This window comes from Flavobacterium sp. GW823-FHT06G12 (genome assembly GCF_058794775.1).
Genome location: NZ_JBXAHE010000001.1, coordinates 1,120,994 through 1,143,551 on the forward strand (window position 1 = coordinate 1,120,994; position 22,558 = coordinate 1,143,551).

The window sequence follows — 22,558 nt, forward strand, 5'->3', positions numbered from 1 at the left end:
TTTTGAATTGATTTTACTGATTTATGGACAAAATTATTTTTACCCGATCAGAACTTTACAGCTTGGTTTGGAAATTTCCAATACCGCAGATTGCAAAACTTTATGAGGTTTCTAGTATGGGAATCAAAAATGCTTGCGAAAAAATGAATATTCCGCTCCCTAAAAGCCGACATTGGATTGGACCTGAATATAAGAGAAAGAATGTTCCTCAGTTACCAATTGATTTTAAAGGAAATAATGAGATTTCGATTTTAAAAAAGACTTACGAAATGCAACTTCGAGTTCCTTCAAAATCGACGCCTTTACTCGATTTGGCTCAAAGCATAAAAGATGATGTTCATGCTCCGCTAGGCATTAGCGATAAGCTCGAAAATTCGTTGGAGATTATTACAGCAACAAAGAATTATTGGGAAAACAAAGGCTTAAACGATAATATCAATCTGGAGAAATTAGAGATTTTGAATTTGAATGTTTCTAAAGAAAATGCAGATCGAGCTTTACGGTTTATGAATGCTTTGATCAAACTCATTCACTATCGCGGACATGAATTTAAAAAAGGTCTTGATGGTTTGGATACAATTGTTTTTAAGAACGAAAGTGAAATAAAAATAGATTTAAGAGAAGCGCAAAAAAGAATAACCAAAACAGGTTTAAGAGAAACTTTTGGATATGTTTTTACTGGCGATTTCATTTTTAGAATTTCAAGAGGATCAAACAAAAAAGAATGGCGTGAAGGAAAAATTTCTTTAGAAAATAATCTTGCATTAATTATGGCAAAAATTGAATTAATGGCTGCAGAAGATTAAAAATATCCAAGCGGAGTGACATATTTTAAATGGATTCCCTCTGCCATAAATACTTCCTTTTTACCGATAGCGCGGATTTGCAATCCGTGCCCGCAACAGTGAGGCATAACACTAAATATGTATTTTTTGTATTTACGGAAAATAGACAACCTTACAGGCACGGATTGCAAATCCGCGCTATCGGTTTAATTTCTGACTCTGACTTTTAAATTTCCGTCATTATCATAATCTCTGACTTTACCATTTTCGAATGTTACACTACTAAGTTCATAATAGTAAGTTTTATATGGGCCAATATTTCTTAATGAAGTTGGGTCGCCCATAACATTTAAAACTTCATTTTCTGTTGATCCAATGGTAAAATAGTTTTTAGAACTTTCGGACTGTGTCGCAGTTTTTTTAGCATTATCTCCAGAATTGCTTTCAAGTTCACTCTCTTTATTTTCTAATTCTATTTCTAATTGCCTATTTTTTTCCTCAAGATTTTTAATATATTCTTTTTCTGCGTCTGAGGATCTATTATTACAACCAATTATCAGAAATGGAAATAACAATGCGTAAATGTAATTTTTCATATATTAATTCTTTTAGTTTACTATTGGTTCACTTTCGATAAGTAAATTAACTACAACTAGCATATAATACTGACAATATTGGATCTATTGCACCCAAACTTGGATAAATAACCGTAACAAAAATCAGTTTTTACAATCACCCAAATATAAAATATTTTCCTATAAAAAAATCAAACCATTTAATTTCCAAAACAAAAAAAGCCATCCCATTCAGGACAGCTTTTTCAAAAAAATAGTTGTGTTATTCGGGATAAACCCAGTTTAGTTTTTAAATTAATTAATTTTAACCAAATGAGCTTCAATAGCCGCTCTTTGAGGTTCATATTGAGCAGGAAGTTTTAAGTTCTGACCTAATTCTTCTAAGCTTTCGTCTACAGTAAATCCAGGATTGTCAGTTGCAATTTCGAACAAAACTCCGCCTGGTTCTCTAAAATAAAGAGAGTGAAAATATTGTCTGTCAATTTGTGGAGTAATAGACAATCCGTAATCTTCGATTTTTTCTCTGAATTTCATCAAAATTTCATCATTTGGAACACGGAATGCTACGTGATGAACCGTTCCATTAGCATTTAAACCGCGTTTTTCTTCTGGTAATTCTACCAAGTCAACAATTGCAGCATTTTCTACAGCATCTGTTGCATAACGGTAACGGTTTACATCTTGATCGATCAATTTGTAACCAAATATTTCAGTTAAAACCGCAGCAGTTGGTTTAATGTTATTTAAAGTCAAAGTAATGTTGTGAAAACCTCTTGTAGCCACATCAGCTTTTACTTCGTCAGTTTCCCAAGCTTTTCTGTTATCTTCCGTTTTAGATTCAATTAATTCTAATTTTAAACCATCTGGATCTAAGAAAGTCAAATATTTTTCTCCGAATTTTTCAGCTGGTTTATTGTAAATTACATTGTATTGCTCGAAACGTTTCTGCCAGAAATCTAAACTTCCTTTTGGAACAGAATAACCAATTTCTGTAGCCATTCCAGAACCTTTTCTGCCTTGTTGAATTCCTGCTCCCCACGGGAAGAAAGTTAAAATAGTCCCTGCACTTCCAACTTCATCACCAAAGTAAAAATGGTAAGTTCCTGGATCATCAAAATTCACTGTTTTTTTGATGAATCTTAATCCTAAAATTTTTGAGTAAAAGTCAAAATTGCGTTTAGCGTCTCCTGCAATTGCAGTAATATGATGTAATCCTAAAATTTTATTTTCCATGGTATTTTTATATTAAATAGTTGTTTGATTTTTCTTTTACAAATTTACGTCCGTTATCGCTGTTTATCGATTAACCTAGATTAAGAAAGAAGCGAGGACGATATTTTGTCGTTTTTTTAAGTTCTTCCTTCGACAACAATGTTTTTTTAATTGCATAACACGAAAGTAAATGCAGTGTATAGAAATACATTCTGAAAAACAGTATATGCTGTTTTCAGACGTTGTTTTTTGCTGTGACCAATAACTGATCACAGCAAATTATATGAAATATTGATGAATTTTATATTTTGATAAATATTGATTTTCTAAGCTTAAATTCAATATTTTTTGTTTTATGTCCTTTCCCTGTAGTGTCTTCAACCAATAGAATTGAACCCGTGTTGAAAGTTCTTTTTTCTCCTAATGAAGTTTCTATTTCTACACCGCCATCTAGCAAAACAATATATTGGCGGTCTGGAGCATTATGAAAATCGTAATCGTAAGAAGGATTAACTTCTCTAAAAATGATAGATTTAACGGGTTCATCATCAGATAAAAATCCGATATCGCCATTGTTTTTCAACGGAACTTGAAAATCTTCAAAATGACTCTCTCCGTTTGCATCGCTATAAATGCGAGTTATCGTAATCATTACTTTTTATTGAAAACTAATGCATTAGCACAATTTATCTCATCCTGACTAATGGTATGTCCCATATTTGGATAGATTTTTTTTGTAACATCTGCGCCCATTTTTTCCATAAGCGTTTCAGTATCATTTACTCTTTCTACAGGAACGTGAAAATCAGGATCGCTTGTTCCGATAAAAACAGGCGTGTTTTCAAAATTTCCTGCATAATGGTTTTCATAGACTTTATCGCCAATTAATCCGCCGGTAAAAGCAACGATTCCGCCGTATTTTGCAGCATTTCTTGTTGTAAATTCCAAAGCGAGACACGCTCCTTGTGAAAATCCTAAGAAATAAATATTTTCTTTTTCGATTCCGTTTTGCTGAATAGCGACCACAACTTGATGTATTGCTTCCAACGATTTTGAAAACGAAGGTTCATTTTCGTTTAGCGGCGCTAAAAACGAATACGGATACCAAGTTCTATTTTCTGCCTCAGGCGCAATCAATGCAAAATCATCAACCTTAAGATGTTTGGCAATCGAAAGAATATCATGTGCGCTTGCACCACGTCCATGAATCATAATTAAAGCTTTTTTCGCTTCATTTAAAGGAACACCGTCTGTTAATATTTCTGTATTCATAGTATTTAAATCTTTACTTTTTAGTCTAGAGATTGGAGTCTTACGTCTTTATTCTTTCATCTTTTTTACTTCTTCCAAATATCTTCATATTCGTCTGGATGTCTTTTAAATTGTGCGTGAACATACGGACAAAGTGGTAAAACTTTCAAATTATTGGTGCGAACATAAGAAACCATTTCTTCTAAAAGTTTCTTAGCATAACCTTTTCCTTCGCCCTCTGGCTCAACTCCCGTGTGGTAAACTGTCAGTAAATCAGGTTTAATGCTTACTGTCATTTCGCCTAATTTTTTGCCATCAACATAAAGATTAAAAGCGCCATGTTTTTTTTCGTCCAATTCTAATTTTATTGTTTCCATATATTTTTTTGATTCAATTTTTTGATAGAAAATTATTTAGTTGAATTTAAGAAAATTAAACTGTCTATAAAATAGTTCTACAGACAGTTTAATTAAATCTTTCTGTATTTATTTTATAAAGTCAAGAATATCATTGTTGATTGTTTCTGCTTCTGTAGTTGGCATACCGTGAGGGAAACCTGGATAAGAAATCAATTTTCCGTTTTTCAACAATTTTGCTGCTCTAGGAGCTTGATTGTAAGGAACAATCTGGTCATCTTCTCCATGTAAAACCAAAACAGGAATATCTAAACTTTTTAAGTCTTCTGTAAAATCAGATTCAGAAAATGCTTTAATTCCTTCGTAATGAGATAAAACAGAACCCATCATTCCTTGACGCCACCAATTTTGTTTAATGCCTTCTTGAACAGTTTGCCCTTCGCGGTTCCAACCGTAGAACGGAATCGGAAAGTCGTAGAAATATTGCGCTCTATTAAATCCGGTTCCTTTTCTAATTTCGTCAAAAACTGACAATGGAACGCCTTCTGGATTAGATTCGTTTTGAATCATTATCGGAGTAACGGCGCTAATAATTACCGCTTTTGAAATTCTCCCTTTTCCGTATTTTGCAGCGTAACGAATTACTTCGCCTCCTCCAGTTGAATGTCCAACGTGAATGGCATCTTTTAAATCTAAAGCTTCAGTCAATTCAGCAATGTCAGATGCATAAGTTTCCATGTTGTTCCCCTCAGAAGCCTGACTAGAACGTCCATGTCCGCGGCGATCGTGTGCTATTACTCTGTAGCCTTTTTGAAGAAAAAACATCATTTGTGCATCCCAATCGTCACTTGACAAAGGCCATCCGTGGTGAAAAACAATTGGTTGACCTTTTCCCCAATCTTTGTAATAAATCTGTGTTCCGTCTTTTACTGTAAATGTGCTCATAATTTTTTGATTTTAAGATTAATTTGTTTTTTAATTTTAAGTTTAAATTCGTTATTGGTTTAAAATTTAAACTTATGACTTGTTTTTTTGTTTTATTTTGTTTGATTATGGTACAAATGTATTACAGAATAAAATCTGCATCTATTAATCTAGATTAAGAACTGAAAATTTTAAGTTGATAAGTACTGTTAAATTAATGATTTATTAGTGTAATTTATTGATTTTTAAGTTTTTATAAAGTTAAGTTTTTTAGTTTCTTTATTTGGAAAGAATTTCATTTTAGTATAAAAAAAATGCTAAACGTAATTGTTTAGCATTTGTGGCAGTTAATCTTGTTGGAATGATTTTAGACTTCCATCATCATTAAACTCTATCGAATAGCGTTCTCGGCTTCCGCTTATAGATGACGGATACCATCTTAGTTTATTATTCCAAATAGAAATATAAACACTTGTGGTAGGTTGTGCGCCTTCAACTTCCTTTGTTTTTTCGTTATAAACCTGAGCCACTTTTGCCGCATTTATAAAACTGATTTTATTTAAAGAAACCAAACGTCCTTTAACATCATCACGAACAGAAAGCTGAACAGGTTTTGGCCCCGACCATTTTTCATCGTTAAATTCATAAATGTCTACATATTTTGGATTTTCTGGATGTTGCAACATTGCATTTATTCTTCCATCATTATAAAAGTATAAGATCGAGTAAATAAAGATTTCTTTTCCATTGTATTGAGGAAGATTTTTCAGTTGTTCTTCTGCTTTTTTTAATATTTCGATATTAGTCAATAGATTAATTTCCTTTTTTTCGCTTTGCAAAGGCGGTGAAGCGACGTTTTCGGATTTTTTATTTACAATTGTATCATTAGGTTTTAAAGTTTCATCTATACTTTTTGAGATCTTTTCGCAACTTAAAAATAAAGTGCAAAACAGCATCAAAATAACTATCTTTTTCATTTGCTATATTTTGTTTAAATCATTTGCAAAAGCAATTTGGTTTGGATTTTCGGGATTATAAAAAATATCAAGGAATTGTTTTTTGGTCATTTCTAAATCTAAAATTCCAATAACTTTTTTCAAGCTATTTTGATGCACTACATTTTTTGTGTCTTTATATTCTAACTCAAAACGCATCATTGGTTGTTCGTTAATATATGTTCCTGTTTGGCTTACATTGATTAATTTGGCCTGAGTTTTTATTCCTTTAAATTTGAGTGCAACCGAATTTTGATCTAAGCCAGTTAGTTTTTTAAATATAAATTGAACCAAAACGCGATAGAACAAAAGCACTAACGGAATTATTAATAACGGATGTCCAAAAGACATAAAACGCCACCCCATACCATGACTTTCGGTTTGATAGGAAAACAAATAATAGCCTATAACGGTAAACGTAAAAAATAGCCAACCTAAAATTCTAATTGTTAAATTCCTGATGCTTAAAGTTGGAGTAGCAGATGAAATTACAAAATAAGGAGGTTTTTTCATGTACTTGTCTAGTAATAAACTGATCTGTTTTCCAGCTTCGAACCGTTTTTCATTGGGTTTGGTGTCTGTAATATTGGTTTTATGAATGATTTCGGTATTCGCAAGATTTTTAAAACACAGTTCGAGTTCGTAATTGTCAAATTTAGAATTGAATTTAGAAGCTTTCTTCGAACTAATTATTTCAGCTTCGCGACGTAATCCGTTTAATTTTATTTTCTCCAGATTATTTTTATTGACAAAAACCTGAAAGATCCATTTTTGGAAATAACCAATCAAAAGGATCAGCCAGAGAATTAAAGACAATAAAACGATCCCTAAAGCCCAATAAGGATCTTTGGTTTTTAAATCGTTGATATCTAAATCGCTATTGATTGCATAATACAAAATCATTGGAAAAGGGATTGCAAAAAAGAGCATGTAGAGTACCCAAAAGGTAATGGCTAAGTTTTTTTTCATTCGCTGTAAATTGGGGTTATTTAGTAGCTATTTTAGAATTAAAATGTCATAAAAAAACGACAATACTCAAATTTAGATAAAATATGCAAAATATCAAGACTGTTTATGTTAAAGAATTTTTTTACGAAAACAAGAAATGATTCAGAAATAAAACAACCTCTTCTTTAAATGAAATAAAAATTGCATTTCGTTAAAATAAATACAAAATAGTATGTACTTTTGCCAGCAAACTATTGAACAAGCACTTGAAAAGGTTAATCATCATAGCACTTTCTATTTTAATTCTCTCGCCATCTTTTGGCAGCTTGTTCGTTTATGCTTCTTTTAAAATCAACCAGAAAGAAATTGCTAAAACTATTTGCGTTCAGCGTAAACAAGCATTTAACAGTTGTAATGGGCGATGCGAACTTCAAAAAAGCATTAAAAAATATTCTGATAATGAACGAAAAATGCAAGACAGCTTAAAAGATAAATTAGAGCTTGTTTATGTTCAAAATACTGCTGAAATCAATTTTAGCACAATTCCAGTTATCGAATCTAAAGATAACGCTTCAATTTTATTTGATAAGAAACCAATCGGAGCTTCTAATCTTACTTTTCACCCTCCTCTCTATAGAGTTTAGGGATCAATCTTTTTTTTAATTCCAATATTCTCGAATTCCAATTTTTTATAATTGAAATTTTGAATGTCTTATTGCTCGCTTATACGGATTTTAAATCCAAGTTTGAGTAACAAATCGCATAGTTTATTCTTTTAAAACGATATTGATCTTCTTTTGTAATTGAAGAGAATAACTGTATTCTAACTTCATTTACTTTCGCCATTTTCTTGGCTTTTCACTAGCATTTTGGATTTTTTGATATTCAAAAATTTATAGCTTAATGCTAAATTTTAAACGTTTTTTTATAACATTCATCAAATGAAATCTTTTAATTTTTGGATAATCGCAGTATTATTTGCGGTTACTTCCTGTACAATTGACAAAACAGATTACGAAGCTGAAACAGGTTCTGAAGTTCCTGAAAACTTGGAATTTAAAGAAGCAACTTCGCTTACAAGCGGAAGCTATAAAGTTAGCATTGAAGCTTTAAACGGAACATTCTATAAAGGATATAATGAGCTTCATCTAAGAATTGTCAATACTCAAAACAGCCAAGAGTTAACGACAGCTGCCGTAACTTTTCTGCCAATTATGAGTAATGCTGACGGAAGCAAAAGTTCGTGTCCGCATGAGTATAATGTTGCGTATGATTCTGCTAATAAGTATTACAGCGGGTATTCTGTTTTTACAGGAGAAAGCTCTACTACAGCGAGTTGGAAATTGTACATCAGTTTTACGGCAGATGGTCAAAAATATGAAATCAATAAAGATGTTACTGTAGAAAAACAAAGCAATAAAAACTTAAATATGACTGCTTTTGCAGGAAGTGATGGAGAACAATATATAATTGCATTGATTTCGCCTCAAAAACCAACTGTTTCAGAAAATGCTTTGATTGCTGGTGTTTACAAATACGATAAACCAACGACTCCTGCAGGAACTTTTCCAGATCCATCTCAGTTTTCGTATTCTGAAGTTGTGGGATATACTTTAAAATTAGATCCAAGAATGCCAGAACCTTCTATGGGAAATCACTCTTCGCCAAATAATAAAGACTTGACGCAAGGAGAGGACGGTTTGTATCACGGTGTTGTCAATTATACGATGACAGGAAACTGGACATTGAACTTAATTATGATGAACCAAAACGGATTAATTGTAAAAGGAACCATTGTTCCAACTGATCATACGCCTGGAGTAGAAGGCGTAAAAAGTGAACTTTATATTGATACTTTATTCTAAAAACATGAAATATATTATAATGCTGCTTTTCTTGGGATTTTCAGTAACAGCTCAAAATCAGCATGCACATCACGATAGCATAAAAAACTTAGAAGAAGTAACCGTAAAAAATGCGACGAAAAAGAAGATTGAAACAGAAATGAAAATGGCGGTTTCTGTTGATGAATTTTTGTCTTCGTCAGACAATATCAGTTTCATAAAACGTGGAGCTTATGCTTGGGAACCTTTATTGAATAATATGAGTACAGAACGTTCGACAGTTACAATTGACGGAATGCACGTTTTTGGCGCTTGCACTGATAAAATGGATCCAATTACGTCTTATGTAGAAAGTAATAATCTTGCTGCAGTAGATATTAAATCGGGTCAAGAAGGAAGTTTGCACGGAGCAACTGTTGCCGGAAGCATTGATTTAAAAAGAAAAAGTACGCCGTTCGGACTTCAAAAGAAATGGAACGGAGCATATCAAACTGGTTTTGAGTTTAATAACAAGCAGTTTTTCAATTTAGGAAATATCTCTTATTCGGGAACTAAGTTTGTGGCAGATGGAAGCATTTCGTACCGAACAGCAGATAATTATCACGACGGAAACAATGACGAAGTAAAGCATTCTCAATACAATAAATTCAATACTTCGTTAGGTTTGGCATACAAAACCAGCGATTTGTCATCGGTTAGATTAGACGCGATTTTTGATGTGGCAAAAAATGTTGGTTATCCAGCTTTGCCAATGGATTTGTGGCTTTCTCGCGCTCTTATTACCTCTGCTTCTTATAAACAATTGTTTGAAGAAGGTTTGGTTAGAGTAGTAGATACGAAAATATATTTTAATGCAATTGAGCATTATATGGACGATACAACTCGACCAGAAAATTTAGTTCATATGGACATGCCGGGTTGGAGCACAACTTACGGATTGGTTTCTAAAGCTAATTTAAAAAAGAATGATTACTCTTCTGAAATTCAGCTGAATGCTTACGATAATTTGTCTATTGCAGAAATGAGAATGTATCCGCAAGATCGAAGTGAAAGAACGATGTTTGCTTACAGCTGGCCTTGGGTTACGACTCGTTATGCTGGACTTTCTATGAATAATTCTTGGAATATTTCAGAAAGAAGTCAAGTGCATTTAGGCGGTTCTTTAGGAGTGAATTACAATTATTCTAAATACATAGAATTCAATTGGATTTTTCATCCTGGAGCGCCTCAAGAAAAAACGAGATTTCTGCCAAGTCTTAATGCCGCTTACAACTTAAATATTGATCAATTTAATTTTTCTGTCGGAACTGGTTATGGTCATAGAGCACCTTCTGTTTCTGAGGGTTATGGCTATTATATCTATAATAGTTTTGACCGTTACGATTACATTGGAGATCCGAATTTGAAAAATGAAATTTCGTATGAAGGAAATGCAAGCGCAGGTTTTAAAACAGAAAAATTGAGCATTCAAGGAAAAATAAACTATTTCTATATTCAGAACTACATTATTGGTAAAATCTTAAGCATGGGAAGTCCGATGAATTATCAATCTGTTGGTGTAAAAGGATATACATCATTAGATTATGCAACGCTTTTAAATATGTCTGCCAATGTAAGTTATGATATTTTGGAACATTTGCATTGGAAAGGAACGTTGACTTACGCTCGCGGAATGGATAATAAAGGAGGAAATTTACCATTTATACGTCCGTTAAGTTATTTGACTTCACTTAATTATATGTATAAAAATTTTGGAATTCAGACTTCTGTTAATGGCGATTTTGAGCAAATTAATTACAGTCCAGAATATGGAGAAGATTTAACGGCTGCTTATGCAATTTGGAATATTTCTGCTAATTATTCTTTTAAAATCAACAAAGTGCAAAGCACAATACAAGTTGGAGCTGAGAATTTATTAAATGCATATTATAGTACGTATGCCGATTGGGGCAATATTCCAAGAATGGGACGCAATTTTTTCACGTCTTTAAAATTGAATTTCTAAGAAAAAATGAAAAAAGTTTTTAGTATCACAATGACAATTCTGTTCCTGCTGGTTTCTTTTCAGCAGGCGCTTATCGTTGTGCACTTTAAACTGAATCAAAATGCGATTGAAAAAGAATTTTGTGTTAACAAAGCCAAGCCAGAATTGCAATGCCATGGTAAATGCCATTTGAAGAAAGAGCTTCAGGAAACGGAAAAAAATTCTGATCTGGAATTGAGAAGCATTAGCAAAAAGATTGATATTGCTTTAAACACAAATATACAGTTTCAGGTTTCGCTAATAAAAATTATAACATCCAAGAAAGTGCCAATTTATAAAGAATTGGATCTGCTAGAACCTTGCCTTGAAATTTTTGTACCGCCGCCTATTTTATAATCTTCCTTTCGATTAATAAAATAGCCATTTGGTTAAATTGAACTTTAACGCATAGTTTGCTATGTGAATTTAAATTAGCAAAACGCCTTTTTTAAATTTAGAAAACTATGTTTCTATGTGTTGGAATAGTGTAACTCAATGGTTTAAAGACAGTACAAAAATTAAAATCATAAAAATGCAAAATTTTAAAAAATACCTTTTATTATCAGCAGCCGCTTTGGCTTTTGTTTCATGTTCAAATGATGACGATGCACCAGCAGCAAACAATCTAACGTTCGAATTCAACAATACGTTTAAAGACAAAACAATTGTTTTAGGAGATGCAACTTCTGCGTCGGCAACAACAAATACTTCTGCGGCAGGACAAGTTCATCATTTTTCTGAAGTGAAATATGTGATTAGCAATATTCGTCTAATAAAAGATGACGGAAGCGAAGTGCCTTACAACGTAAATGATTTAGATAAAGGCGCAACAGTTATAGATCAGGCAAAAACGGCTTCATTAAGCTATGTTTTGAGCAATGTGCCATCTGCATCATACAAACAGATTAAATTTGGTTTGGGGATCAAAACAGAGCAAAATACTCTAGACCAAACAAGATTTCCTAAATTTTACGCAGCGGCTGGAGCCAATGATACAGCAATGATGTGGGAATGGGGAACAGGATATCGTTTTACAAAAGTAGAAGGTTTTTATGATACTGATAATAAAACGATGTCTATTCACACAGGAAGTACTGTTGCCGGAACTGAAGGCGCTTATACACAAGGTGTAAATGCATATAGAGATATTACGCTAAGTCTTACTGTAAATGCAGTTGTAGGTAAAAATGCTCCAAAAATCAAAATTAAGGCTGATTTCGACAAATTATTGAGCGGAAAAATCAATACCATTACTTTATCTACAGGGACAGAAATGGGCGATAATGCTACTCCAAATGTTCATACTGCAGCTCAAATGGTAAAATTTGTGGATAATCTAGGAGGAAACGGTACAAACGATATTTCAGGAATGTTTTCTGTAACTAGTGTAGAAAACTAAGTTAACTCTTTGGTAGAAATCTTATTTAATCTGCTTAAATCTTTTAAAATCTGCGTGAAATACTTTTTAAGTATAGATTTTTTCACGCAGATTTAAAGAGGATTGAGGGAGATCTTGGCAGATTAAATCTAACCTATTGATTTAAAAAAAATTCAGAGCCGTCTGAAATTAAAAAGACGGCTTTATTTTAAAACTCATTAAAATGAAAAAAATAATCGGCTTCATCATAATCGTAATCTTTTTAACTTCTTGCAGCAGCACCGATTCTGATGAAACCTATTTTGATAATCCGGAACTTTCATTAAATATTCCTGCAGATTTTCCAGAAGTAAATAGCTATGTGAGTTTAAATAAACCTACAAAATATGGTGCTGAGTTGGGCGAAAAACTTTTCTCTGACAAAAGATTTAGTAAGGACAATACAATTTCTTGCTCAAGTTGTCATATTCAAGCAAATGCCTTTGCCGATCATAATGCGCAAGCTATTGGAATTGAGGGAAGAGTAGGGCTTAGAAATGCGCCACCGCTTCAGAATTTAATGTTTCTAAAGTTCTTTAATTGGGATGGAAGCCGACTGCAATTAGAAACACAGCCTTTGGTTCCGATTATTACCCATGAAGAAATGGATTCTTCGATTTTGGAAGTTATCGGAAAAATTAAAGATGATGCTTCTTATAAAGAGATGTTTAAAAAAGCATTTGGAGATCAGGAAATTACAGCAGACAGAATTTACAAAAGTATTGCTCAGTTTGAATACACTTTGATTTCTGCAAATAGCAAATATGATAAAGTAAAACGAAAAGAAAGTCAGTTTACAGAAAGCGAATCGGCGGGATATGCAACATTTCAGCAAAAATGCGCAAGCTGCCATAGCACCGAATTGTTTACAGACCAAAGTTTTAGAAATATTGGATTTCCGTTAAACACCGATTCTAATGAAGCAGGAAGAGGAAGAGTTACTGGAATTGCAACTGATTTTATGAGTTTCAGAGTTCCGTCTCTACGAAATGTAGAATATACAGCACCTTATGGAAGTTTTGGTCAGTTTGCAACCTTAAAATCAGTTTTGGATTATTTTGATAACGGAGTTTTGAATGCAGCCAATTTAGATCCTATTTTTAAAAATAATGGCAATAGAATTCCGCTTACAGAAGTAGAAAAAGAAAACCTTATTGCGTTTATGAAAACCTTGAGCGACAGAGAATTTACAGGAAATTAATGTGAAAAGACTTGATTTTACTGGTGTTTCGAGTTTCTTTTTAAGAAAAGGGAAAATGTTTATAATATGTTGATAAATAATGCGTTGTGGACTGTGTTAAAATCTTATTTCGATAGATTAAATGTTTTAAATTTATAACTGAATGATAGTTAATTATTTAAAAATTTTTGAATATGGAAAGAGCTATAAAATTACAGGTTCGCAAAGAACTTGACGGAAAACAAGAAGTAAATATAATTAAGCTAAAAGGTAGTTTAATAACCAAAGGTTACACCGAAATTATCCATATTAGCGACAAGGACGACGAATTCTATATTAATTCATTTGCTACTAAAACAGAGGCAAATAAAGAAGTAAGAGAATTTATTCTAGATTTTATAAACAAAGAAAATTTAAGCAATACAATTAGTGTTCTAGCATAATCAAGATAGAATACTAGATTGTAATGCCAAATAAAGCAATCGTAAGTTTAAATTGCATTTGTAAAACTTGTATTTTGATCCAGATAAAGATGTTGATCTTTTAAAATATCATCTGGTTTCTCGTCCCAATCTCCCCAATCTCCTACATAAGTTTTACGAAATATTAATTCGTTATTATCACCATCACAAACCAAAGTGCGGTCTGTATAGGTCTCATTGTTTGGACTGAAATTTATTTGTGTATTTTTCATGGCGTGATTATTTAATTGTTTGTAAATGAGATTATAAAATTAAAAAGATCAAGTCAAACTTAGTTATAAAATAATATTAAATTATTGTTTAATTTGCATCTATATGACTGAAAAATAACTTTTTACAAAAAATGCTAAACAAACCTGTTTAGCATTTTTTATTTACTCTTTCTTCTAAAATCTTTCTTCTTTATTTCCTTTTTTTAGGATATCTTCCTCGAGGTTCATCACCTTCTCGGAGTATAATTTCAGAATGCAAGAACTGTGCAGCATCAGCAGAACCTTTTACTTTGGTAGCACTGCGTTCCAGCATTTCTGCTTCAAAATCGTTTAAGACATTTTTTCTTAGACCAGTTTCTCTCCAATTAGATTTTGCATTACAGCCTCTATATATTTTTCTAGCCAATTTTAAAGCATCCAACAAAGCTTGGTTTGCACCTTGACCTTTAAACGGACTCATTGGGTGCGCTGCATCGCCAATTAAAGTTATATTTTGATTCTTTTCTAATAATTCCGATCGAAGCAATTCGCGATCATAAACAGGATATCCAGAAATTAAACTTTCTTGTGTAGCTTCTAAAATTTGCGGAATAGGAGTGTGCCATTGTGTTCTGCGACAAGCCTCCTCTTTAAGTGCTTTCGGACCTTTTGCGCTTAGTTCTTTAGCTTCTTCTTCAGACATCGGGAAACTCAATTGCCACATTACAGAATCTCCCGTGTAAGGCATAACATAAATTCGTTCATTTCCATTTGCAGTCTGAAAAACTGTTGCAGAATCTAATAATTGGCTCGAAATATCTTTGAGAGAACTTAAAGGACAAATTCCTAATATTACAATGCAATCCAAATAACGAAGCGGTGTTATGTCTTCGCCAATTGTTAGTTTTCTCACAATGCTTCTAATGCCATCTGCACCAACGACAAGATCAGCTTTTACGTTTTTTTCTTCTCCGTTTACTTGAAATTTAAGTTCTACACCATCATTATTAGCTTTAAAATCTAACAATTGATGTCCCCATTGCACCGTATTATTTCCTCCAAGCTGTTCTAAAAGAGCTTGCCGCAACGATTGCCGTGCAATATGCATATTGGTACGTGTAGCAGACGGTTTAATTTCAGTTTCAATCCATTTTCTGGTTCCCCATTCGCCCAATATTTTTCCTTCTGTATTATGAACAATATGTTTTGTAGAAATTATACCGTTTAAAGAAGTAATCCCTAAACCTTTCATGGCTTTACTGGCTTGTTGTAATGTAAGTCCGTAGCCTTGAGATCGCGCGTCAAAATGAGTATCTCTTTCGTAAATTGAAAAAGGAATTCCGCGATGTAAACAAGCCACAGCCAAAGCGACACCGCCAATGCCAGCACCAATAATAGCAACGTGGGGGTTTGTCAAATCAGGTTCTAGATATTTTTCGGACTGAATTAATCCTGATCCTGAGCAATTTGTGCACAAATGCAGATGTGCTTTAGGGCGTATTGGAGCAACTTTAGTTTGCGAACTTTCAAATGCAGCCAATTCTGTTTTATAACGTCTTTGAGCTTTTTTACTAAGTCCGCGATTTATTTTGCCTTGTCCCTGGCATTCCTGACATATCGTCCACATAATTTTTACTGTAATTGTAATAGGGGCAAAGTTAGTGTTTTTAGAAGGATTTTTTTTTTAGACAACGTGCAGACCATTTGCAAAATATTCAATTTCTCTAGTTGTTTTTTGAACTACCTTTTCATTAGAAATTTCCAGTTTTTCTGTCCAATTGCCAAATTGATCATAGGTATATTGAAAACTGTTATCTCGCGATTGAATTACATTGTCATGAATATCATATTCAAAAAAATCACAAGTTCCCATTGTTCTTCCAGGATACGATATTTTGTCTTCAATTAATAAATCTTTATCATTATAAAAATAGTAGTGATTTTCAAAAGAGTCTTCATCGTTAAAAGAAATACATTGAAACAATCTGTTTTTCTCATCATAAAAAAACATTTTTTTACTTTTAACAGCTTCATTACGATACATGATTTCTTCTATCAAAGTATCATCATCATAACTATATTTTTCGAAAGAATCCATTTGATTATCGATATAATACGTTTTAGTATAATATCCTTTTTTTGAGAAAGACAAATAATCAATTACAATTTCAAAGTCTCTGTAATTCGCTTTTTTACGAGTTATTCTTTCATAATTATCATATTGAATATCATAGTCTTTATCAAAATGATAAATCGATCCATCTTTTTGAATTTCTATTTTCAGATTTTGCTGAGTTTTTCTTCCATCACTGCTAATTTTAGTATACTTATTAGCAAGTCCCATTGCATCATCATATTCAAATAACTCTACAGAATTAGCTGAGTGATGCTTGTTGGAGAGCATTTTATCTTCTATGAAACTTTTGTATTTAGTTTCGTAGCTATCCCCAACACTCCATTTTGTAATAATTTCTTTCTGCTCATTAAATTCAAGAGACATTGATTCTATTCCCAATACAGGTTCAAATTCGTCAGTATTACTGTTTATTAAATAAGCAGTCTGTTTCATGAATTTGATATTTCCCTTTAGGCTTTTTAGCATATTTGCTTCAGAAGAGCCGTAAAACCATTGTGTCTTTTGATAGTTTTTTTCGAGATATGGGAACATAGAATAAATTGGTTATGATATTAGTTAGTATTCTTTTTAATTTAAATACTCTTTTTGATTAAGAGTAAAAATAAAAATTTTCTTGAGAAATTGACATTTCAATTCAAACAATAAAAGGTTTATTTTATAATTTTTAAAAATGATTATATAAGTCAAACTATTGTATTTGAGGTAATTTTAATAATCATTTAAAAACGAAGAATTATGGAAAAGAATAATCAAACCCAGAAAAACCCGAATCCTAAACAACAGGGTGGAGGAGATCATCGAAATGACACGAGAAAACATCAATATAAAGAACATGACGAAGTTTTGACAAATGATGAAAATTATGATGTCGACACTAAAAAGTTTAAAGGTCAAGAACCTGAACTGGATGATAAGTTGAATAACGAAGAAAAAAAATAAAGTAAAACGTCTCAAGTTAATTTTGAGGCGTTTTTTATTTGCTTTTTATTGTTTTACAGCGACTTTTTTTAATAGATAAAAGTGAAGATATAAACAAATTGATTGGTTTTTTATAGATTTGTATAAATCTAATACAGTTTCTTCAATAATAATTGAAGAATAATATATAATACAAGGCATGAAATCGTTTACTTCAGTTTTTTTACTTTTAATGTTTGTTTGTTCAAGTTCCTACTCGCAATTGAGTTCTGATAAAATATTTGAAAGTTTTAAGCAAGGAGAACGCACAAATTGTTCGTCTATAGCATTTATTAAAGCTTCTTTAAATGTATACGGCTTAGATAATCTTTTTGAAAGTGAAAAATTGAACAATGATTCTTATCGAATTACACTAAAAAATAATGCAACTTTTAATTTAGATAGTAGCGAAGTCACAAAAGCTAGAAAATCGGCAGGTTTTGTTTATATTAAAGATAATTGCGATAGCGAAAAAATACGTGATTATGCTGTTCTGACATATGCTGTAATGGCAAAATACATGCAAATTATTGATAAAGAACCTACTTTTGAGAAAGCTTTAGAAGAATTAGAAGAAGGTACTGTATATACTCCAACCATCTATAAATATTTAGGATTCAAATTAGGCAAGCAAATTCAGAAATTAAAAAGACAATCTGGAAGCGAGTACTGCGGTGTTGTGGCATGGTCAAAAGCGCATGCTGTTTTTGTATGTGAAGATTTTATGGATTACTACGGAAATAAAAAAAGTATTTGGATAAAATATCCGGGACGTTTTAGAATTATTAAGACGTAAATAGAAAAGAATTTTTGGCACTAAAAATCCTTTAATTCTATAGTTTTGGTGTACTATTTTACTTATTCAGATTAAAAGATTATTATAATTTTGGCAAAAACAACCTCCAAAAGTTGGATTTTAAGTTAATTTATATATTTTTGTTTTTATTCAAGAACCAAATCTATAAGAAAATGAAGAGTAAAATTATTTTATTATGTGCACTTTTCTTCTTGACAACTGCTGCTGTCTCTGCACAGGCAAAAAATGCACCAAGAAGTATCATTAGTACAACAGCTTTAATTCGCAAATACCATGATCAAAAAGAATTAAGTGGTATGCAAAAAGGAGAGCTTTTAGAATTGTACATTGAACGTATTAAAGTTTTAGTAAAAACGCTTCCTTACATTGCTTTGGTTACAAAACCGGGTGTTACAATGGCAGATTTAGGTATTCCTGATACAGCTGATAATAAAAAAATATTAGATGGACAGGCATTAGGAACAACAAGTTTCTTAGATACTACAGTAGAGTTTCAAAGAAAAATGATGCCTTACTCTGATAAAGGAAATCTTATTGCCGCAATTTTATTCTACGAAACTACATTGAAATCTCTACACGAGTTCAACGAGCTATAATAAATTAGAAATAAAAAATAGAAACTCCAAGGTCTTATGATCTTGGAGTTTTTTTTTGGTTTAAACTTTACTAAGCTAGACTTAAAAACGGTAAAAACTACTTTCAAATTTTTATGCTTTTAGTACAATTCTTATAAAATCCTAAAAACAGCTGTTTTTAATAACTGTTTTGTTATTAAGTGTTTAGGTTGTGTTTAGGTTGTGTTTTAAAAAGTAGTTAACATTTTTTTTGCAAAAAGTTTAATTAAAATTTGGGAACTAATATTTTTAACATACCTTTGTTCTATCAAATTAGTAGAGTTTAAAAAATAAGTTAAAAGCCAGAGATTAGAACCACAATATTTCATTCTGAAAAAAGCAAACGCATTAGGCCGTTTTCATCCTGATGCATTCTAAGGTTAAAATTCCTCTTTTTTAATTCATTATAAATTTTAAGAAACATGATCCCAAATAGGGGTTAAAAATTTTATAGGCCAATTTAAAATAATAGTAATCCAAAAAAAAGTAAAAATGAAAAAACGAATGTGCTGCAGATAAAAGAAAAAACCATTTCTGTTGCAGCAGAAATGGTAGAAGCTTAAAAGAAATTTGTCATCTCTAAAAGGAAAGCTAGAATAGCATAAAGCTGTCTTTGCTCGCCTTATTTATTAAACTAAAACAAAGTAATGAAAAAAAAATTAGAAAGATATACTTGGCTATGTATTTTGTTGATTTCCATCGGGGTTACAGCTCAAGAGACAAAGCCGCTAATCCAGTCTAAACTGGAAGGGACAGTAGTTGATGCTGTTACAAAAGAGCCAATTATTGGAGCTTCGGTAACGATTCAAGGCACTACGCATGGTGTTATTACAGATACAGATGGAAAGTTCTATTTTCAAACTGGACAAAAATTTCCTTATGTGCTTTTAATTAGTTATTTAGGATATAAAAAGCAAGAAGTTGTAGTAAACAAAAACGATATTACAATTGATCTAGCCGAAGAGCAAAATGCTTTATCTGAAGTAGTGGTTACTGCTCTTGGAATTTCGAAAGAAAAGAAATCGTTAGGATATACTACTCAAGCAGTAAAAGGAAAAGAACTGGCAACAACAAAAGAAACCAACTTCTTGAACGCACTTTCTGGTAAAGTGGCTGGTGTACGTATTACAAACTCGCAAGGAGATATGGGATCTTCTCGTATTATTATTCGTGGAGAAACTTCTATTGCAGGAAATAACCAACCGCTTTTTGTGGTAGATGGAGTTCCTGTAGATAACTCGCAATTGAATTTTGGTGGCGCTACTCGTGATTTCAGAAATGCAATTGCCGATTTGAATCCGCAGGATATTGAAACGTTGACTGTTTTGAAAGGGCCAAACGCTGCTGCTCTATACGGATCACGTGCTGCACACGGTGTTGTGCTTATTACGACAAAATCGGGTAAAGGACAAAAAGGAGGTTATGGAGTTACTTTTAATACCGGTATAACAGTTTCTCAAGTAGCTACTTTACCTTCTTTTCAGAATAGTTTCGGACAGGGTTCTAATGGAAAATTTAGTTACGTTGACGGTAAAGGAGGAGGAGTTAATGATGGTGTTGACGAAAGTTGGGGACCAAGATTGGATGGACGCCTTATTCCGCAATTTTATTCTAAAGGAGAAGCTGTTCCTTTTGTTGCACATCCAAATAATGTGAAAGATTTCTTTAATACAGGACTTACTTATGACAATAGTGTTTCTATTGCAAAAGCTAACGAGAAATCAGACTTCCGTTTAGGTGTAAATAACCAAAAACAACTTGGAACTGTACCGAACACTGAAATAAACAAAACAAACTTTTCTATTAACACCAATTATCAGATTTCTGAAAACGTAAAAGTGGGGGTTAATGCAAATTATATCGTAACAGATGCCCCACAATTGCCAGGTGGTCCGTCAGGAGGACGTGCTGCGGGTGTAATGCTACAATTCTTATGGTTCGGGCGTCAGGTTGATATTAATGAATTGAATAAAGATTGGACACAAAACTGGAATAATAGCTATTATAGTAATCCGTATTGGAATGCCTATTATAATACAACAAGCCAACAGCGTAACCGTTTAATTGGAGATATCCATTTAGACGCGAAATTGGCAGAAGGATTAAATTTTAGATTCCGTACGGGAGTTGATTATTATAACGACCGCAGAAAATACACGATCAAATACGGTACAAATGGAACTCCTTTCGGATCGTATGCAGAAGATGCTTACACAGTAAATGAGCAAAATACTGAAGGTATATTTCAATATACAAAACAGCTTAACGACGATTTTACTGTAGATGCGCTTGCTGGATTTAACATTCGTAACCATAGTGATGCCAATAACTATCAGAAAGCACCGCGTTTAGCAGTTCCAGATTTGTATACTTTAACAAACTCTAGAGATCCGTTAACATCATCAAATTCATTATCTAAATTGAGAGTTTACAGTGCTTACGCTTCGGCTCAGTTTGGTTTTAGAAACTATGCTTTCTTAAACGTTACAGCACGTAACGATTGGTCATCTACATTGCCAAGCAGCAACCGTTCTTATTTCTATCCGTCTATTAACGGAAGTGTGGTTTTAACAGATGCATTAAATATTAAAAGTAATACACTCGATTTCTTAAAGCTTCGCGGAGGATGGTCTGAAGTAGGTAACGATGCAGATCCGTACCAATTGGCTACGGTTTACAATTTCCAAACTGCATTTGACGGAAATCCGATTCAAACATCGTCTCAAAGAAAACTAAATGAAAATTTGAAACCTGAAACAACTCGTTCTACTGAAGTAGGTCTTGAAGCTTCTTTCTGGAAAAACAGACTTCATTTTGATGTAGCTTATTACAACACAAATAGTTTTGATCAGATTTTAGAAATAAAAACTACAGCAGCTAGCGGTTATACTTCGCAGTTAATCAATGCAGGGAAAATTAATAACCAAGGTGTTGAAATACAGTTGGATGGAAACCCTATTCAAACTGAAAACTTTAAGTGGAATGTGGCTTTAAATTATTCTAAAAACAAAAGTAAAGTTGAAATCTTAGATTATGCAGGAGACATTAAAAACTATACAATTGGTTCTTCTGGAGGTGTAGATGTATTGGCATCTGTAGGGCAAGCTTACGGAGCACTTTATGGTACAGCTTATGAGCGTGATGCTAGCGGAAATATTGTAGTAGGAGCAAATGGTCTTCCAAAAGCAGATCCGACAAAAAGAGTTTTAGGACATTATACTCCAGATTACTTAGCAGGTCTTACGAATACTTTGACTTATAAAAATCTTGAACTTTCGTTCCTTATTGATGCAAGTGTTGGTGGTGAGCTTTTCTCTGGAACTAATAGAACAGGAAACTATACAGGAGTTTTAGCGCAGACTCTTCCAGGACGTGGTGCTGAAAACGGTGGTTTAAGCTATTATTATCCAGGAGACAATACTGCTAATCCGAAAACTTTAGTAACGGGCGGTGCCGCTCCAAGTGGTGTAACAGTTTATGATGATGGAATGATTTTCGGAGGGGTATTTGCTGACGGAACGCCTAATAATAAAGTGATTAGCGCTCAAGAATATTATAAGGCATCATACAATATTAGTGAGGCGTACATCTACAGTTCGACTTTCGTAAAAATGAGAGAGATAAAGCTTTCTTATAATTTTAATAAAAAGCTAGTTAAAAAACTTGGATTAGAAGGAGCAAGCCTTACTGCTGCTGGACGTAACTTATTCTTTATTTACAAAGATGCGCCAAATATTGATCCTGAAACAGCTTTCAACACTGGAAATGCACAAGGATTGGAAAGTTTAGCTTTGCCAACAACTAGAAATTTCAGTTTAAATCTTAATGTTAAATTTTAAAAACTCGGAAT

The 22,558-nt window shown here is 32.7% G+C and carries 23 protein-coding genes; 12 read left to right on the forward strand and 11 right to left on the reverse strand.

All coding sequences use genetic code 11. The features are described 5' to 3' along the window. The first annotated feature begins 23 nt into the window (after window positions 1-23). Window positions 24-806 (forward strand): hypothetical protein, encoded by a 783-nt coding sequence (locus AC1Q5Z_RS04790; protein WP_492443946.1) that lies wholly within the window; start codon window positions 24-26, stop codon window positions 804-806. 185 nt (window positions 807-991) lie between these two features. Here AC1Q5Z_RS04790 and AC1Q5Z_RS04795 read toward each other — a convergent pair whose 3' ends face one another. The 8 genes from AC1Q5Z_RS04795 to AC1Q5Z_RS04830 all read right to left on the reverse strand — a co-directional run bounded on the left by AC1Q5Z_RS04795 (window position 992) and on the right by AC1Q5Z_RS04830 (window position 7,067). Next, a complete protein-coding gene (locus AC1Q5Z_RS04795; RefSeq protein WP_492443947.1) occupies window positions 992-1,381 on the reverse strand; it encodes a hypothetical protein in 390 nt (129 codons plus the stop codon). A gap of 273 nt (window positions 1,382-1,654) precedes the next feature. Then, on the reverse strand, window positions 1,655-2,593 hold the full coding sequence (locus AC1Q5Z_RS04800) for a ring-cleaving dioxygenase (protein ID WP_492443948.1): 939 nt from the start codon (window positions 2,591-2,593) through the stop codon (window positions 1,655-1,657). Between the two features lie 280 nt (window positions 2,594-2,873). Then, on the reverse strand, window positions 2,874-3,224 hold the full coding sequence (locus AC1Q5Z_RS04805) for a cupin domain-containing protein (protein ID WP_492443949.1): 351 nt from the start codon (window positions 3,222-3,224) through the stop codon (window positions 2,874-2,876). Continuing rightward, the gene (locus AC1Q5Z_RS04810; protein ID WP_198855874.1) at window positions 3,224-3,844 is read right to left on the reverse strand and encodes an alpha/beta hydrolase; all 621 of its coding nucleotides are present in this window, start codon (window positions 3,842-3,844) and stop codon (window positions 3,224-3,226) included. Before AC1Q5Z_RS04810 ends, AC1Q5Z_RS04805 begins: the two co-directional genes overlap by 1 nt. A gap of 65 nt (window positions 3,845-3,909) precedes the next feature. Then, the gene (locus AC1Q5Z_RS04815; protein ID WP_492443950.1) at window positions 3,910-4,200 is read right to left on the reverse strand and encodes a GNAT family N-acetyltransferase; all 291 of its coding nucleotides are present in this window, start codon (window positions 4,198-4,200) and stop codon (window positions 3,910-3,912) included. A 108-nt stretch (window positions 4,201-4,308) separates the two neighbouring features. Beyond that, window positions 4,309-5,124 (reverse strand): alpha/beta fold hydrolase, encoded by an 816-nt coding sequence (locus AC1Q5Z_RS04820; RefSeq protein ID WP_198855872.1) that lies wholly within the window; start codon window positions 5,122-5,124, stop codon window positions 4,309-4,311. Window positions 5,125-5,450: 326 nt separating this feature from the next. Then, window positions 5,451-6,080 (reverse strand): hypothetical protein, encoded by a 630-nt coding sequence (locus AC1Q5Z_RS04825; RefSeq protein WP_492443951.1) that lies wholly within the window; start codon window positions 6,078-6,080, stop codon window positions 5,451-5,453. A gap of 3 nt (window positions 6,081-6,083) precedes the next feature. Next, window positions 6,084-7,067: a hypothetical protein gene (locus AC1Q5Z_RS04830; RefSeq protein ID WP_343589969.1), complete on the reverse strand. Its 984-nt coding sequence runs from the start codon at window positions 7,065-7,067 to the stop codon at window positions 6,084-6,086. Between the two features lie 245 nt (window positions 7,068-7,312). Between AC1Q5Z_RS04830 and AC1Q5Z_RS04835 the strand changes: the two genes are divergently transcribed. The 7 genes from AC1Q5Z_RS04835 to AC1Q5Z_RS04865 all read left to right on the forward strand — a co-directional run bounded on the left by AC1Q5Z_RS04835 (window position 7,313) and on the right by AC1Q5Z_RS04865 (window position 13,953). After that, a complete protein-coding gene (locus AC1Q5Z_RS04835; protein ID WP_233074072.1) occupies window positions 7,313-7,690 on the forward strand; it encodes a hypothetical protein in 378 nt (125 codons plus the stop codon). Window positions 7,691-7,987: 297 nt separating this feature from the next. Beyond that, the gene (locus tag AC1Q5Z_RS04840; RefSeq protein WP_492443952.1) at window positions 7,988-8,911 is read left to right on the forward strand and encodes a hypothetical protein; all 924 of its coding nucleotides are present in this window, start codon (window positions 7,988-7,990) and stop codon (window positions 8,909-8,911) included. Between the two features lie 4 nt (window positions 8,912-8,915). Then, window positions 8,916-10,895, forward strand: coding sequence for a TonB-dependent receptor plug domain-containing protein (locus AC1Q5Z_RS04845; RefSeq protein WP_492443953.1), 1,980 nt, complete (start codon window positions 8,916-8,918; stop codon window positions 10,893-10,895). A gap of 6 nt (window positions 10,896-10,901) precedes the next feature. Then, on the forward strand, window positions 10,902-11,270 hold the full coding sequence (locus AC1Q5Z_RS04850; RefSeq protein WP_198855866.1) for a hypothetical protein: 369 nt from the start codon (window positions 10,902-10,904) through the stop codon (window positions 11,268-11,270). 175 nt (window positions 11,271-11,445) lie between these two features. Beyond that, entirely contained in the window at window positions 11,446-12,312 is an 867-nt protein-coding gene (locus AC1Q5Z_RS04855; protein WP_492443954.1) for an MbnP family protein, read from the forward strand. A 202-nt stretch (window positions 12,313-12,514) separates the two neighbouring features. Next, window positions 12,515-13,531, forward strand: coding sequence for a cytochrome-c peroxidase (locus AC1Q5Z_RS04860; protein ID WP_343587819.1), 1,017 nt, complete (start codon window positions 12,515-12,517; stop codon window positions 13,529-13,531). A gap of 173 nt (window positions 13,532-13,704) precedes the next feature. Further along, window positions 13,705-13,953: a hypothetical protein gene (locus tag AC1Q5Z_RS04865; protein WP_198855863.1), complete on the forward strand. Its 249-nt coding sequence runs from the start codon at window positions 13,705-13,707 to the stop codon at window positions 13,951-13,953. A gap of 47 nt (window positions 13,954-14,000) precedes the next feature. Here the strand turns inward: AC1Q5Z_RS04865 and AC1Q5Z_RS04870 are convergent, their stop codons facing one another. The 3 genes from AC1Q5Z_RS04870 to AC1Q5Z_RS04880 all read right to left on the reverse strand — a co-directional run bounded on the left by AC1Q5Z_RS04870 (window position 14,001) and on the right by AC1Q5Z_RS04880 (window position 16,851). Beyond that, window positions 14,001-14,204, reverse strand: coding sequence for a hypothetical protein (locus AC1Q5Z_RS04870; RefSeq protein WP_492443955.1), 204 nt, complete (start codon window positions 14,202-14,204; stop codon window positions 14,001-14,003). A 190-nt stretch (window positions 14,205-14,394) separates the two neighbouring features. Continuing rightward, a complete protein-coding gene (locus AC1Q5Z_RS04875; protein ID WP_492443956.1) occupies window positions 14,395-15,810 on the reverse strand; it encodes an FAD-dependent oxidoreductase in 1,416 nt (471 codons plus the stop codon). Between the two features lie 57 nt (window positions 15,811-15,867). After that, window positions 15,868-16,851: a hypothetical protein gene (locus AC1Q5Z_RS04880; protein WP_492443957.1), complete on the reverse strand. Its 984-nt coding sequence runs from the start codon at window positions 16,849-16,851 to the stop codon at window positions 15,868-15,870. A gap of 204 nt (window positions 16,852-17,055) precedes the next feature. Between AC1Q5Z_RS04880 and AC1Q5Z_RS04885 the strand changes: the two genes are divergently transcribed. The 4 genes from AC1Q5Z_RS04885 (at window position 17,056) to AC1Q5Z_RS04900 (ending at window position 22,547) form a co-directional block, all read left to right on the forward strand. Then, window positions 17,056-17,259 carry a hypothetical protein gene (locus AC1Q5Z_RS04885; protein ID WP_308070064.1) on the forward strand — a complete coding sequence of 68 codons (204 nt, stop codon included), beginning with the start codon at window positions 17,056-17,058 and terminating at the stop codon, window positions 17,257-17,259. A gap of 178 nt (window positions 17,260-17,437) precedes the next feature. Then, window positions 17,438-18,073: a hypothetical protein gene (locus tag AC1Q5Z_RS04890; protein ID WP_198855858.1), complete on the forward strand. Its 636-nt coding sequence runs from the start codon at window positions 17,438-17,440 to the stop codon at window positions 18,071-18,073. Between the two features lie 173 nt (window positions 18,074-18,246). Then, window positions 18,247-18,690, forward strand: coding sequence for a hypothetical protein (locus AC1Q5Z_RS04895; RefSeq protein ID WP_095929165.1), 444 nt, complete (start codon window positions 18,247-18,249; stop codon window positions 18,688-18,690). A 665-nt stretch (window positions 18,691-19,355) separates the two neighbouring features. After that, window positions 19,356-22,547, forward strand: coding sequence for a SusC/RagA family TonB-linked outer membrane protein (locus AC1Q5Z_RS04900; RefSeq protein WP_492443958.1), 3,192 nt, complete (start codon window positions 19,356-19,358; stop codon window positions 22,545-22,547). The last annotated feature ends 11 nt before the right edge of the window (window positions 22,548-22,558 follow it).

What these genes read in the sequence shown, in the direction of transcription:
- AC1Q5Z_RS04880 (WP_492443957.1), bottom strand. Translation starts at nt 16,851, where the DNA reads ATGTTCCCATATCTCGAAAAAAACTATCAAAAGACACAATGGTTTTAC.
- AC1Q5Z_RS04890 (WP_198855858.1), top strand. Translation starts at nt 17,438, where the DNA reads ATGAAATCGTTTACTTCAGTTTTTTTACTTTTAATGTTTGTTTGTTCA.
- AC1Q5Z_RS04845 (WP_492443953.1), top strand. Translation starts at nt 8,916, where the DNA reads ATGAAATATATTATAATGCTGCTTTTCTTGGGATTTTCAGTAACAGCT.
- AC1Q5Z_RS04855 (WP_492443954.1), top strand. Translation starts at nt 11,446, where the DNA reads ATGCAAAATTTTAAAAAATACCTTTTATTATCAGCAGCCGCTTTGGCT.
- AC1Q5Z_RS04795 (WP_492443947.1), bottom strand. Translation starts at nt 1,381, where the DNA reads ATGAAAAATTACATTTACGCATTGTTATTTCCATTTCTGATAATTGGT.
- AC1Q5Z_RS04830 (WP_343589969.1), bottom strand. Translation starts at nt 7,067, where the DNA reads ATGAAAAAAAACTTAGCCATTACCTTTTGGGTACTCTACATGCTCTTT.
- AC1Q5Z_RS04815 (WP_492443950.1), bottom strand. Translation starts at nt 4,200, where the DNA reads ATGGAAACAATAAAATTAGAATTGGACGAAAAAAAACATGGCGCTTTT.
- AC1Q5Z_RS04870 (WP_492443955.1), bottom strand. Translation starts at nt 14,204, where the DNA reads ATGAAAAATACACAAATAAATTTCAGTCCAAACAATGAGACCTATACA.
- AC1Q5Z_RS04810 (WP_198855874.1), bottom strand. Translation starts at nt 3,844, where the DNA reads ATGAATACAGAAATATTAACAGACGGTGTTCCTTTAAATGAAGCGAAA.
- AC1Q5Z_RS04800 (WP_492443948.1), bottom strand. Translation starts at nt 2,593, where the DNA reads ATGGAAAATAAAATTTTAGGATTACATCATATTACTGCAATTGCAGGA.
- AC1Q5Z_RS04820 (WP_198855872.1), bottom strand. Translation starts at nt 5,124, where the DNA reads ATGAGCACATTTACAGTAAAAGACGGAACACAGATTTATTACAAAGAT.
- AC1Q5Z_RS04865 (WP_198855863.1), top strand. Translation starts at nt 13,705, where the DNA reads ATGGAAAGAGCTATAAAATTACAGGTTCGCAAAGAACTTGACGGAAAA.
- AC1Q5Z_RS04895 (WP_095929165.1), top strand. Translation starts at nt 18,247, where the DNA reads ATGAAGAGTAAAATTATTTTATTATGTGCACTTTTCTTCTTGACAACT.
- AC1Q5Z_RS04790 (WP_492443946.1), top strand. Translation starts at nt 24, where the DNA reads ATGGACAAAATTATTTTTACCCGATCAGAACTTTACAGCTTGGTTTGG.
- AC1Q5Z_RS04840 (WP_492443952.1), top strand. Translation starts at nt 7,988, where the DNA reads ATGAAATCTTTTAATTTTTGGATAATCGCAGTATTATTTGCGGTTACT.
- AC1Q5Z_RS04885 (WP_308070064.1), top strand. Translation starts at nt 17,056, where the DNA reads ATGGAAAAGAATAATCAAACCCAGAAAAACCCGAATCCTAAACAACAG.
- AC1Q5Z_RS04860 (WP_343587819.1), top strand. Translation starts at nt 12,515, where the DNA reads ATGAAAAAAATAATCGGCTTCATCATAATCGTAATCTTTTTAACTTCT.
- AC1Q5Z_RS04805 (WP_492443949.1), bottom strand. Translation starts at nt 3,224, where the DNA reads ATGATTACGATAACTCGCATTTATAGCGATGCAAACGGAGAGAGTCAT.
- AC1Q5Z_RS04850 (WP_198855866.1), top strand. Translation starts at nt 10,902, where the DNA reads ATGAAAAAAGTTTTTAGTATCACAATGACAATTCTGTTCCTGCTGGTT.
- AC1Q5Z_RS04875 (WP_492443956.1), bottom strand. Translation starts at nt 15,810, where the DNA reads ATGTGGACGATATGTCAGGAATGCCAGGGACAAGGCAAAATAAATCGC.
- AC1Q5Z_RS04900 (WP_492443958.1), top strand. Translation starts at nt 19,356, where the DNA reads ATGAAAAAAAAATTAGAAAGATATACTTGGCTATGTATTTTGTTGATT.
- AC1Q5Z_RS04825 (WP_492443951.1), bottom strand. Translation starts at nt 6,080, where the DNA reads ATGAAAAAGATAGTTATTTTGATGCTGTTTTGCACTTTATTTTTAAGT.